The organism is Neisseria sp. 83E34, from assembly GCF_001308015.1.
GTDB lineage: Bacteria > Pseudomonadota > Gammaproteobacteria > Burkholderiales > Neisseriaceae > Neisseria.
In genome coordinates, this window is the sequence record NZ_LGYH01000003.1 from 60,624 (window position 1) to 73,399 (window position 12,776).

At 46.8% G+C, this 12,776-nt stretch carries 9 protein-coding genes; 8 read left to right on the forward strand and 1 reads right to left on the reverse strand.

Annotated features, from left to right (window positions below; all coding sequences use genetic code 11):
- Nucleotides 1-4 precede the first annotated feature (4 nt).
- Complete coding sequence (locus AKG09_RS03980) at nt 5-694, forward strand: carbonic anhydrase (protein ID WP_054618189.1); 690 nt, start codon at nt 5-7, stop codon at nt 692-694.
- A gap of 130 nt (nt 695-824) precedes the next feature.
- On the opposite strand, the gene ppk1 is transcribed toward AKG09_RS03980, so the two are convergent.
- Nucleotides 825-2,882, reverse strand: coding sequence for a polyphosphate kinase 1 (ppk1, locus tag AKG09_RS03985; RefSeq protein WP_054618190.1), 2,058 nt, complete (start codon nt 2,880-2,882; stop codon nt 825-827).
- A 211-nt stretch (nt 2,883-3,093) separates the two neighbouring features.
- On the opposite strand from ppk1, the gene AKG09_RS03990 reads away from it, so the two are divergent.
- The 7 genes from AKG09_RS03990 (at nt 3,094) to ubiD (ending at nt 12,663) form a co-directional block, all read left to right on the forward strand.
- A complete protein-coding gene (locus AKG09_RS03990; protein ID WP_054618191.1) occupies nt 3,094-4,002 on the forward strand; it encodes a hypothetical protein in 909 nt (302 codons plus the stop codon).
- Nucleotides 4,003-4,072: 70 nt separating this feature from the next.
- Nucleotides 4,073-5,011, forward strand: a complete 939-nt coding sequence (locus tag AKG09_RS03995) for a hypothetical protein (RefSeq protein ID WP_054618192.1) — start codon at nt 4,073-4,075, stop codon at nt 5,009-5,011.
- A gap of 151 nt (nt 5,012-5,162) precedes the next feature.
- Nucleotides 5,163-6,071 carry a hypothetical protein gene (locus AKG09_RS04000; RefSeq protein ID WP_054618193.1) on the forward strand — a complete coding sequence of 303 codons (909 nt, stop codon included), beginning with the start codon at nt 5,163-5,165 and terminating at the stop codon, nt 6,069-6,071.
- A 64-nt stretch (nt 6,072-6,135) separates the two neighbouring features.
- The gene (locus AKG09_RS04005) at nt 6,136-6,537 is read left to right on the forward strand and encodes a hypothetical protein (RefSeq protein ID WP_054618194.1); all 402 of its coding nucleotides are present in this window, start codon (nt 6,136-6,138) and stop codon (nt 6,535-6,537) included.
- Nucleotides 6,534-10,442 (forward strand): calcium-binding protein, encoded by a 3,909-nt coding sequence (locus AKG09_RS12180; protein WP_054618195.1) that lies wholly within the window; start codon nt 6,534-6,536, stop codon nt 10,440-10,442. The genes AKG09_RS04005 and AKG09_RS12180 overlap by 4 nt, the downstream gene beginning before the upstream one ends.
- Nucleotides 10,325-10,999, forward strand: a complete 675-nt coding sequence (locus AKG09_RS04015; protein WP_369814081.1) for a calcium-binding protein — start codon at nt 10,325-10,327, stop codon at nt 10,997-10,999. The genes AKG09_RS12180 and AKG09_RS04015 overlap by 118 nt, the downstream gene beginning before the upstream one ends.
- A gap of 185 nt (nt 11,000-11,184) precedes the next feature.
- Entirely contained in the window at nt 11,185-12,663 is a 1,479-nt protein-coding gene (gene ubiD, locus AKG09_RS04020; protein WP_054618197.1) for a 4-hydroxy-3-polyprenylbenzoate decarboxylase, read from the forward strand.
- Nucleotides 12,664-12,776 lie beyond the last annotated feature (113 nt).

Genomic DNA, 12,776 nt, shown 5'->3' on the forward strand with positions numbered 1-12,776 from the left:
TGGCATGAGCGATTCATATAAAGCTATTTTCGAAAACAACCGCAAATGGGTGGAATCCAAGCTCCGGCAAGACCCTCATTATTTTGATACGCTGGCGCGCATCCAGTCGCCCGAGTTCCTTTATATCGGCTGCTCCGACAGCCGTGTAACCGCTGAAGAGTTGATGGGTGTGCAGCCGGGCGAAGTGTTTGTTCACCGCAATGTGGGGAATATCGTTAATCCGATTGATATGAACTCTTCGTCGGTGATTCGTTATGCCGTGCGTTATTTGAAAGTGAAGCACATCATCGTGTGCGGGCATTACAATTGCGGCGGCGTGGCGGCGGCAATGGAGCAGCAAGACCACGGTGCGCTGAATGCCTGGTTGCGCAATATCCGCGATGTGTACCGCCTGCACCGCGACGAGCTGGATGCGATTGAAGACCAGCAGGCGCGTTATGACCGTTTGGTGGAATTGAATGTGCAGGAACAATGCGTCAACATCATTAAAATGGCGATGATTCAAAAGCTTTATGTGAAGCAGGGTTATCCGATAGTTTATGGTTGGGTGTTTGATATAAGAACAGGGCTTCTGAAGGATTTGGAAATCGATTTTAAAGCGATTTTGAGCGACATTATGAAAATTTATAATGTGTCGGGCAGTAAGGATTTGAGCTTTGATAAAGCGGAAGAAGATAAGTTAGACGAAGAATAGCCGACTTAATATAGCGAACCAATTTAAAAATGGTACGTTTGCCATACTCGGGCTTAACTCTAGTGATAAACAATGCCTGTCTGAAACATTCAGACAGGCATTGTCGTTAATCAGGCGGTTGATTGTTGAGTTAGCTGCCGTATTCTTCCCACAAATCGTCCTGCAAGTTTACCGGTTTTTCACCTTTAACAGGTATGACGCGGGTATAGGTTCCGTCGCCGTTCATATCCCAGGCTTTTTGGTTGTCGGCCAGAGCAAGTGTTAAGCCTTCGCGGATGATGCGGGCTTTGAACTCGGGGTCTTCAATCGGTGTGCAGGTTTCGATGCGGCGGAAGAAATTACGCCCCATCCAGTCGGCACTGGAGATATAGGTGTTTTCAGCACCGTTGTTATAGAAGTAGTAAACGCGGGCGTGTTCGAGCTGGCGGCCGATGATGGAGCGCACCCTGATGTTTTCAGACAGGCCTTTCACTTGAGGGCGTAAGGCGCAGGGGCCGCGCACGATCAAGTCAATCTGTACGCCGGCTTTCGATGCTTCGTATAATGCTTCGATTACGGTGGGCTCCAACAAAGCATTCATTTTGGCTTTAATTGCAGCAGGTTTGCCGGCGCGGGCGTTTTGCGCTTCACGATGTATGCTCTGCATAATCAGATTGTGCAGGGTAAACGGGCTTTGATAGAGCTTTTTCAAGCGCGTGGGTTGCCCTAAGCCTGTGATTTCCAAGAATAAAGTGTTGACATCATCTGTGATGTCTTCATCGGCGGTCAGCAAACCGAAATCAGTATAAATGCGCGATGTACCTTGATGGTAATTGCCCGTGCCCACATGCGCGTAGCGTTTGAGCTTGCCTTCTTCGCGGCGGATAACGAGAGCCATTTTGGCGTGGACTTTATAACCGAACACGCCGTAAACCACTTGCGCACCGGCTTCTTCCAGCTTGCTGGCCCAGCTCACATTGTTCGCTTCATCGAAGCGTGCCATCAATTCCACCACAACCGTAACCTGTTTACCCGCTAATGCCGCATCGAGCAGCGCGTCGGCCAGCTCGGAATTGGTTCCGGTGCGGTAAATGGTCATTTTCATGGAAACCACATCGGGATCGTAAGCTGCCTGACGGATAAACTGAACCACCGGATCGAATGATTGGTAGGGATGGTGCAGCAGAATGTCTTTTTTGCGGATGGCGTTGATTACAGATTCGCCTTTAGCCAAACGCTGCGGCACAACGGCAGATTTCGGCGGGAATTTTAAGTCCGGACGGTCAACCATATCGGGCACGGCCATCAGGCGCACCAAATTTACCGGGCCTTCCATTTGATAAAGCTCGTCTTCGGTCAGCTTAAACTGGTTGAGCAGAAAGGCGCTGATGTGTTCGGGGCAATTGTTGGCTACTTCAAGCCGTACGCCGTCGCCGTATTCGCGGTCGCGCAATTCGTTTTGGATGGCTTTGCGCAGGTTTTGCAGGTCGCTTTCATCCACAGTGAGATCGCTGTCGCGCGTGAGGCGGTATTGGTAACAGCCTTTGATGGTCATGCCGGGGAAAAGTTTGTGTACATATTCATGCAAAATGGATGATAAGAACACAAAGCCGCAGCGCTTGCCGCACAGGTTGTCCGGCATGCGTACGATGCGCGGCAGAATACGCGGTGCTTGTACGATTGCCATGCCTGAAGCGCGTCCGAAAGCATCTGTGCCTTCCAGTTCAACTGCAAAATTGAGCGATTTGTTTAACGGGCGTGGGAACGGGTGGGAAAGGTCAAGTCCGATGGGAGTCAGTATCGGCAGCAGCTCGCGGTCGAAATAGTCTTCAATCCATGCGCGTTGGGCGGCGCTCCATTCGCGGCGGCGGTAAAAGCTGATGCCTTCTTCGCGCAGCTGGGGCAACAGTTCGTCGTTGAGCAGCTGGTATTGCTCGCGGATAATGGCACGCGCTTCCTGCGTAGTGGCGGCAATGGTTTCCGCCGGTGTCAGACCGCTGTCAAGTAAAAGACCGGGTCGGGCTTTCTGCTCGCGTTTCAGATAGGCGATACGTACTTCGAAAAATTCGTCGAGATTAGAAGAAACGATGCACAAATAACGCAGCCGCTCCAAAAGCGGAACACGCGTATCCTGCGCTTGTGCCAGCACGCGGCGGTTGAAAGCCAAGAGGCTCATCTCGCGGCAAAGAATGCGGTTGGATTTTGGCATGTATATCTCCGAAATGATTTTAATGTTGGAATTTTTAAATTATAGCGTGCTTTTAATATATTGTTTTGATAATAGAATGAAGAGTGCTTGATTTAAAATGAAAGGTTGGCTGTGTTTGAGGTATATCGTATGCCTGTCTGAAACTTATTCAGACAGGCATTGTCGATTGATTTAATAAATAACAGATGCATAATTGATATGGAGAGAGAATATGCCTATTAAACCGGCAAAATTCTTGTTGGCCATTCTCATTGCGGGAGCAACCGTGTTTACGTTTGCCGCCTGTTACCATTACATTCAAAAACACCTGCATCCCAAACCTGATCGGGGGCCGGTTTATTTCAGGCCGGGGCAATTGATTCCGGCGGGTTATCCGAGAGACGAATATAAGCATCCTTACCAGATAGGCAATCTAGGCGGCAAGCCGGTAAAGCTGTCGGCTTTTGTTGCCGAGCTGTTGGAATACGATGATTCTCCCGGTTGGGATCCGGAGAAGAACAGAAACTACAAACCACCGATACGCACCTATCAATCGATAATCGAATCATTCGGTTTCGACATGCGTTATACAGACGGGTTGTTACGGCATTTGCGCAAAGATTCGGATAGGGCATACGAACGCGAACACAATATTCCGGGTAATGCTTGGGTAAGTGTTACTGTGTTGAGCGGTTCCCGTTACCCTGTTATGCCGGCAACAGTATTAAACAGATATGCCGATCCGGATACTTTTCCTCCCCGCGTCATGCTGCCGGAGAAGCAGTTTGGCTTAGAAGTGTATGTTTTACCAAAAGATGTGGATCGTGAGCAAATTGCCCTGAGAAGCCACAATGACAGCGATATTTTTGTAGCGAGGAATCAAGCAGGAAATATTACTTCTTATATTGTATGTTTTAATGGAAAAGTAAGCCGACCTCCGTGCAAGCATAATATTGTGATGCTGGAAGATATGAAAGTGGAGCTTTCGCTAAGTTACAACCGCCAAGTTTTGAAAGACTGGAAAAAAATCGAATCGGAAGCGGAAAAAGCCGTGCGCAGTTTTATTACCGAGCCGGAGGCCATTGATACGGAAACTGAGCAGGGAAACAGATTAAAAATCGATTTGAAGATGCCTGTCTGAAACCTTTTCAGACAGGCATTGTCAATGAATTTAACCAAAATGACTAAATATAGTGGTAGCAGAATAAGAAATGGATTACCCGGCAAATAAAACTCCCACACAAAAGAAAAAGCGCCGCCACCATGTGTTGGCGGCATTGATATTTTTACTCTTGTGCATGGTGATGGCAGCGGTAGGCACTTATCTTTACGAAACCAAAGTGCCTGGCCTGTATCAACATTGGGAAGCACTGGTTGCGAAAGACCCGAAACCGTTATTTGTTTCCGAAGAAGAATACCGTGCAAAAAATAAAGCAGGTTATTGCTGGAAAGATAGGAAATTTTACACCCGGCAGGAATTACAGGAAAAAGCGATGGTAAGTTTTTCCAAATACCTAATGAATATCGCGGATGCCTACCGCAATGAAAGAGTAAAAACAATCAATGTAAATGACGAATGGGAAACATTGCTTACTCACGGTTTTTGCCACAGTGATGACCTGAATTGCCGTGTTTGGTTTTTGCCGGTTGATTATAGCAATGCCCGCTGGGATGAAGAATTCCATTCCGGTATCCATCCTTCTGATCCATCCTTATTGGCCGTATATCAGGCGAAAGCACTACATTCGGCGGATGATATGGTGCAATACATGAAGCAAAACGGGAATCAAGGATATAGCTTGGTTGGTAGGGATTTCGGGCAAGCAGTTTATGGCTCTGATTGTTGCCGCGTGATTACGGCAGAACAGATACAAAGCATACAACACAAAGAATTGTATGGTAGTGGTACTGCAATTTTTCCGTATGAAAATCGCATTCCTATTCACATGGATATAAGAGAGCAAGGTATAGGTAATTTCTACTTCCAAACCCGTGAATTGTCTACGGGGTTCGATAAAATCGCATATCAAAAAAATTATAGACAAAAGGAAACCTATAAATCCCGGTTTACCGATATTTATTTTTTAAACAATTGCGGGGATATGTTGGATTATCCGCATTATTATTACGAAGAATCAGATTTAAATTGATTGTTAAATTGGAGGAGGTTATCTATGGCAGCAACTTCAAGCAGGATTGATGCTCTGCACCCCACTCCCATGCCTGTCTGAAACTTTTTCAGACAGGCATTGTCGATTGATTTAATAAATAACAGATGCATAATTGATATGGAGAGAGAATATGCCTATTAAACCGGCAAAATTCTTGTTGGCCATTCTCATTGCGGGAGCAACCGTGTTTACGTTTGCCGCCTGTTACCATTACATTCAAAAACACCTGCATCCCAAACCTGATCGGGGGCCGGTTTATTTCAGGCCGGGGCAATTGATTCCGGCGGGTTATCCGAGAGACGAATATAAGCATCCTTACCAGATAGGCAATCTAGGCGGCAAGCCGGTAAAGCTGTCGGCTTTTGTTGCCGAGCTGTTGGAATACGATGATTCTCCCGGTTGGGATCCGGAGAAGAACAGAAACTACAAACCACCGATACGCACCTATCAATCGATAATCGAATCATTCGGTTTCGACATGCGTTATACAGACGGGTTGTTACGGCATTTGCGCAAAGATTCGGATAGGGCATACGAACGCGAACACAATATTCCGGGTAATGCTTGGGTAAGTGTTACTGTGTTGAGCGGTTCCCGTTACCCTGTTATGCCGGCAACAGTATTAAACAGATATGCCGATCCGGATACTTTTCCTCCCCGCGTCATGCTGCCGGAGAAGCAGTTTGGCTTAGAAGTGTATGTTTTACCAAAAGATGTGGATCGCGAGCAAATTGCCTTGAGAAGCCACAATGACAGCGATATTTTTGTAGCGAGGAATCAAGCAGGAAATATTACTTCTTATATCGTATGCTCGAATAGAAAAGTGCCGCAGCCTCCGTGCAAGCATGATATTGTGATGCTGGAAGATATGAAAGTGGGGCTTTCCTTAAGCTATGATCGCCAAGTTTTGAAAGACTGGAAAAAAATCGAATCGGAAGCGGAAAAAGCCGTGCGCAGTTTTATTACCGAGCCGGAGGCTATTGATACGGAAACTGAGCAAGGAAACAGATTAAAAATCCATTTGAAGATGCCTGTCTGAAGCGGTGTACACAAGCTGTTTCAGGCAGGCCTATTTAATGTGTAGTTTATTAATAGGAGAATGAATGATGGCAGGAATAATTACCCAACAAGATATCAACAATTATAAAGACCAAATAAATAAGAATGGTGTGGGCGGCGCGATTTCGGTTTATCAGTCGCTGCAAAACAAGGGTTACACCTATGCGGGCTGGGCGGGCGGTGTAGCCTCAGGTAAAACAGTTACCGGGCAGGCGGCATTGAACTTTATGGCCGCTTCTTCAGGTAAAACCTTTTCAGAGAGCCAATTAAACAATATACGGATCGATATGGCGAACAGTTATTTGAATTCTTTGGAAAAAAAATTAATGATGGGGGTGGGAAAACTACAGAAGATGTTTCATTCAAAGATATGCGTGACTTTCATGAAAGTGTTTTTAAGGATCATGGCCTCAATATCAATAATTGGACTTTGGAGTATCCGATGAGTTTGGTTGGGAAATATGCAGGCAAAAAAGTGCAGGAAAAATATTGGCAGGATCTTTCTAAAACCGAAGGCGACGGAGTGGATGGTTTATGGAACAGTCATTCATTACAAAATATTGTTACGGATGCGGGGCAAGGGTTTATTGTGGTTGATGTTGATTCAGGCAAGCCGATACCTTCTTCCGACCTTAATTCATGGTTTGAAGCCGGTCATGATCCCGAGGGTGTTAAGGTCATTCCGATTAGCGATGAGGATAAGAAAAAAGCAAAGGAATGGCTGGATAATGTTGATTTGGATGATACCTTTATCGACTGGGCGCGGGAGCTCATCATATCTGCCGATGATGCGGCTCAAATGGTTTCACCGATCATTATCGATCTTAACGGTGATGGCGTGAAAACGCTCGGGCTCGGTAATAATATTCATTTTGACCATAATAAGAGCGGCTTTGCAAAACAAACCGGTTGGGTATCCAGAGAAGACGGGTTGTTGGCTTTGGATATGAATGCTAACGGTATGATTGATAATGGTGGTGAACTGTTTGGCAATAATTCACTGCTTACAGACGGAAAGTTTGCAGATAATGGTTTTGAAGCGCTGAAACAGTATGATTCTAACAATAATGGTTTGCTTGACGCGAAGGATACACGCTGGCAGGAATTTAAGGTTTGGCAGGATGCTGATTCTGATGGTGTGTCAGATGTAGGCGAATTAAAATCTTTGGATGATGCTGGAATTATTTCTTTAAATTTGAAATATACGGAAACAAACACGGTAGATGAAAACGGTAATGCGCATAAGCAGGCTTCTTCTGCTATTTGGAAAGATGGACACACATCTGATGCGGTAGATGTATGGTTTAAAACAGATGGAGCTCGTACAACTTATATCAAGCAATTTCCACATACAGAAGAAATAGCTAAATTGCCCGAAATTATGCCGTTTGGCAAGGTTTACAGCTTACGTGATGCTGTATCGCAAGACCAAACCCTTTTGATTCAATTGAAAGAATATTTGGGAATAGATAATCCTTCTGCTGACAAGCTGAATGCGTTGATATATCAATGGACCGGCGTGACCGATATTCTGCCCAATAGCAGAGGTGAGAATGTGGATGCCAGAAAGTTGGCTGTTTTGGAAAAACTTTCAGATAAGTCATTTGAGCAAAGTGGTTGGGGTAGTAATCCAGGGCCGAATGCAGGCCAAGCTTTAGAAAATGAATTTGTTAAATTTTCTGAGTATGTGGCAGGTAGCATCAGGATGCAGAAAATTTATGCAGCTGCTTTAGGTGTGGAAATGGTTAAAACAGATGCAAATGGTAAGATGACGATAGATTGGGATGGTATCAGTGGTTATATTTATCAGCAAATTCAAGCAAAAAATGCTAAAGGTGCAGCTTCAGCTATAGAAGCCGTATTAGATGCTCTTACTTTTAATCCTTCTGCTGCGGTAGAGTTTAGAAAAGAATGGGCGAGTTTTGCGCGCGCTGTATTTAGCACCAAAAATCTTGATGATTTGAAATTATTAGCTGAGTTAAACGGTTCTGTCGGCGATGCGGCCAACAACAGACTGGAAACGAAAGCGGTCGGTAATGTGTTGCTGGAAGGCGGGGTGCTGTTCGGCGAAGGCGGCGATGATACTTTGAATGGCCGGGGCAGCAACGATGTGTTGGTTGGCGGTGCGGGCAATGATCATTTATCGGGTGGCGAAGGCTCGGATATTTACGTGTTCGGCAAGAATTTCGGCAAGGATTCCATCAGCAATCACGACACTTCGGAAGGCCGCTCCGATACCATCCGCTTTACCGAAGGATTGAAACAGTCTGATTTCAGCTTTACCCGTTCAAACAGCAGTTTGGTTATTACCGCCAAAGACGGCACGGGAGAAATTTCAGTGGGCAATTTTTTCCGCACCGACGGTGTAGGCGGCGCAAAAATCGTATTTGACGGCGGCGCTACTTTGAATGCTGAGGCTCTGAAAGATTTGGTTACCGTCGGCAGCGAGCAGAACGACAATCTCTATGCGTATGCGGAAGGCAGCAAACTTTCCGGTTTGGGCGGTGATGATTATCTGTATGGTGCTGCCGGAGCGGATACGCTGGAAGGCGGGAATGGAAACGATACGTTGGAGGGTAAAGGCGGGAACGATACCTTAATCGGCGGTATCGGCAATGATTCCCTTAACGGCGGCGAAGGAAACGACAGCTATATCTTCGGTAAAAATTTCGGTAAAGACGCGATCTATAACAACGATACCGAAGGCACCGATACCATCCGCTTTACAGAAGGATTAAAGCAGGAAGATTTCACTTTTTCACGTTCAAGCAATGATTTGATTATCGCTGCCAAAGATGGCACAGGTGTGGTTTCCGTCAGCGGTTATTTCACACAAGACGGTGTGGACAAACAAATCAACCGAATTGTTTTCGATGACGGCACGGAGCTGGACGGCGAAGCGGTAAGTGCTCAAGTTACTCAAGGTACGGAGCAAAACGATACGCTTTATGCCGTGGCAACAGGAGGCAAGCTTTCCGGTTTGGGGGGTAATGATTATTTGTATGGCGCTGCCGGTGATGACGAGCTGGATGGTGGCATTGGAAACGATACATTACAAGGTGCCGAAGGTAATGATGTTTTAACAGGCGGTTTGGGTGATGATGCTCTAACCGGAGGTGCGGGTTCGGACTCTTATGTGTTCGGCAAGAATTTCGGCAAGGATTCCATCAGCAATCACGACACTTCGGAAGGCCGCTCCGATACCATCCGCTTTACCGAAGGATTGAAACAGTCTGATTTCAGCTTTACCCGTTCATACGATAGTCTGATGATTTCAGCAAAAGACGGCAGCGGAGAAATAACGGTAAACAGCTATTTCAACAAGGACGGTGCTGGCGGCTATCAGATCGACCAGATTCTTTTTGATGACGGTACGGTGTTGGATGTGGAGGCTGTTAAGCAGTTGGTTGTTAAAGGCACGGAACAAAACGATACGCTTTATGCTTATGCGGAAGGCAACACTCTGGCCGGTTTGGGCGGCAACGATACTTTATACGGCGGTGCCGGAGATGATTTGTTATCCGGCGGTAACGGCAACGACACGCTGCAAGGCGGGGAAGGCAACGACAAACTGCACGGCGGCAGCGGTAATGATGCGTTGAACGGCGGCAAAGGCGAAGATATCTACATTTTTGATAAAGGTTTCGGCAAAGATAGCATTCAAAACGATTATCCCGAAGAAACCGATACCATCCGCTTAACAGACGGTTGGACTCAGTCTGATTTGGTATTTACCCGTTCAAACAGCAGTTTGGTTATTACCGCCAAAGACGGCACGGGAGAAATTTCAGTGGGCAATTTTTTCCGCACCGACGGCATAGGCGGCGCAAAAATCGTATTTGACGGCGGCGCTACTTTGAATGCTGAGGCGCTGAAAGATTTGGTTACCGTCGGCAGCGAGCAGAACGACAATCTCTATGCGTATGCGGAAGGCAGCAAACTTGCCGGTTTGGGCGGTGATGATTATCTGTATGGTGCTGCCGGAGCGGATACGCTGGAAGGCGGGAATGGAAACGATACGTTGGAGGGTAAAGGCGGGAACGATACCTTAATCGGCGGTATCGGCAATGACTCCCTTAACGGCGGTGAAGGAAACGACAGCTATATCTTCGGTAAAAACTTTGGTAAAGATACTGTTTATAACCATGATGAGGCCGGCACCGATACCATTCACTTCACTGAGGGTTGGAAACAAGCTGATTTTGTTTTACCCGCTCATCTAATGATTTGCATATTACGGCTAAAGATGGCGCTGGAACGGTATGGGTTAATAATTACTTTAGTAAGGATGGAGATGGCGGTTATCAAGTGGATCAGATTCTCTTCGATGATGAAAGCAAACTGGATGTAGCCGCTATAAAAGAACTGGTGATTAAAGGTACGGAACAAAATGACACTTTATATGCTTATGCAACAGGTAGTACGCTGTCGGGATTAGGTGGCAATGATACGTTAAACGGCTCTTCCGGAAAAGATAGTTTGGATGGAGGAAGTGGATCGGATAGCCTATCAGGAGACGACGGCAACGATGTCTTAACCGGTGGCATCGGCAATGACAGCCTGACAGGAGGCAACGGCGCTGATACTTATGTATTCGGCAAAGGGCACGGTCAGGACTCCATCAACAATTATCAGTCTGACAATAGTACGGATACCATCCGTTTCGACGGCATCAAATCATCTGAAGTGAAATTTGTCAAATCCGGCAGCAGTTTGATATTTTCCGGTTATAACGCTGAAGATTCTATTGAATTACAGTCTTTCTTCAATCAAGGTTATGATTTGGAAAATTTTGTTTTTGCCGATAAGATTATTTCCAATCCTGATTTTTCCAAATATTCAGAAGGTACTTCCACACCCACACAGACAATGGCTGTATTTGAAGGTACGGCAATAGACATTGTATAAAGTAGCTCTTTTCTATAATTAAAGGGGTATTTCAAGCACTTGGTTTCGGTTTATGCCGGGATCAAGTGCTTTGTTTAAAGTGGTAAAATTAAAAATTGCCCTGTCTGAAAACACTTTTATAATGCAAATTTTTCAGACAGGCCTGTCTGAAAATGTTTCGACAGGTTTATTTATCAGTTAATTATATGAAATATAAAGACTTAAGAGAATTTATCAGCCAGCTTGAAGCGCAAGGGAAACTCAAGCGTATCGGCTTGCCGGTTTCTCCCCATTTGGAAATGACCGAAATTGCCGACCGCGTATTGCGCTTCGGCGGGCCGGCTTTGTTGTTCGAGCATGCGGTGCGGCAAGATGGTTCGCGTTATGATTTTCCCGTGCTGGCCAATCTGTTCGGCACGCCCGAACGGGTGGCGATGGGCATGGGGGCGGATAGTGTGGACAAGCTGCGCGAAATCGGCAAAACGCTGGCTTATCTGAAAGAGCCGGAGCCGCCCAAAGGCATTAAAGACGCGTTTTCCAAACTGCCGCTGCTGAAAGATATTTGGAGCATGGCGCCGAATGTGGTGAAAAAAGCGCCGTGTCAGGAAATCGTGATTGAAGGCGGCGATGTCGATTTAAGCAAACTGCCGATCCAGCATTGTTGGCCGGAAGATGTTGCGCCGTTGGTAACATGGGGGCTTACCGTTACCCGCGGCCCGCATAAAAAACGCCAGAATTTAGGCATTTACCGCCAGCAGCTTATCGGCAAAAACAAGCTGATTATGCGTTGGTTGGCACACCGCGGCGGCGCGTTGGATTTTCAGGCGCATAAAAAAGCCCACCCCGGCGTGCCGTACCCTGTGGCGGTGGTGTTGGGCTGCGATCCGGCCACCATTTTGGGCGCGGTAACGCCGGTGCCGGATACCTTGAGCGAATACCAGTTTGCCGGTTTGCTGCGCGGTTCGCGTACCGAATTGGTGAAATGTATCGGCAGCGATTTGCAAGTGCCCGCGCGTGCCGAAATCGTGCTCGAAGGTGTTATCCACCCTGATGAAACCGCGCTGGAAGGGCCTTACGGCGACCATACCGGCTATTATAATGAGCAGGATTGGTTCCCCGTGTTTACGGTGGAACACATCACCATGCGCGAGAATCCGATTTACCACAGCACTTATACCGGCAAACCGCCCGACGAACCGGCCGTGCTGGGCGTGGCATTGAACGAAGTGTTCGTGCCGCTGTTGCAAAAGCAGTTTCCCGAAATCGTTGATTTCTATCTGCCGCCTGAAGGCTGTTCGTACCGCATGGCCGTGGTCAGCATCAAAAAACAATATGCGGGGCACGCCAAGCGGGTGATGATGGGCTGCTGGAGTTTTCTGCGCCAGTTTATGTACACCAAATTCATTGTGGTGGTGGACGACGATGTGGACTGCCGCGACTGGAAAGAAGTGATTTGGGCGATTACCACCCGCATGGACCCCGTGCGCGATACGGTGTTGGTGGAAAACACGCCGATCGATTACCTCGATTTCGCCAGCCCCGTTTCAGGTTTGGGCGGCAAAATGGGCTTGGATGCCACCAACAAATGGCAGGGGGAAACCGATCGTGAGTGGGGAAGGGTGATTGAGCGTGATAAGGCAACCGTGGCTAAGGTTGATGCTTTATGGCATGAATTGGATTTGTAATATGATATGCGATATGTATATATAAAATCTGGTTGGTTTTATTGGAATATAACAATAAATGCCTGTCTGAAAATAAGTTTTCAGACAGGCATTATTTTTTTATTGTTAGGGTT

Excerpts from the sequence above, each read along its gene's own strand:
- AKG09_RS03980 (WP_054618189.1), top strand. The coding sequence starts at position 5 with ATGAGCGATTCATATAAAGCTATTTTCGAAAACAACCGCAAATGGGTG.
- ppk1 (WP_054618190.1), bottom strand. The coding sequence starts at position 2,882 with ATGCCAAAATCCAACCGCATTCTTTGCCGCGAGATGAGCCTCTTGGCT.
- AKG09_RS03990 (WP_054618191.1), top strand. The coding sequence starts at position 3,094 with ATGCCTATTAAACCGGCAAAATTCTTGTTGGCCATTCTCATTGCGGGA.
- AKG09_RS03995 (WP_054618192.1), top strand. The coding sequence starts at position 4,073 with ATGGATTACCCGGCAAATAAAACTCCCACACAAAAGAAAAAGCGCCGC.
- AKG09_RS04000 (WP_054618193.1), top strand. The coding sequence starts at position 5,163 with ATGCCTATTAAACCGGCAAAATTCTTGTTGGCCATTCTCATTGCGGGA.
- AKG09_RS04005 (WP_054618194.1), top strand. The coding sequence starts at position 6,136 with ATGATGGCAGGAATAATTACCCAACAAGATATCAACAATTATAAAGAC.
- AKG09_RS12180 (WP_054618195.1), top strand. The coding sequence starts at position 6,534 with ATGAGTTTGGTTGGGAAATATGCAGGCAAAAAAGTGCAGGAAAAATAT.
- ubiD (WP_054618197.1), top strand. The coding sequence starts at position 11,185 with ATGAAATATAAAGACTTAAGAGAATTTATCAGCCAGCTTGAAGCGCAA.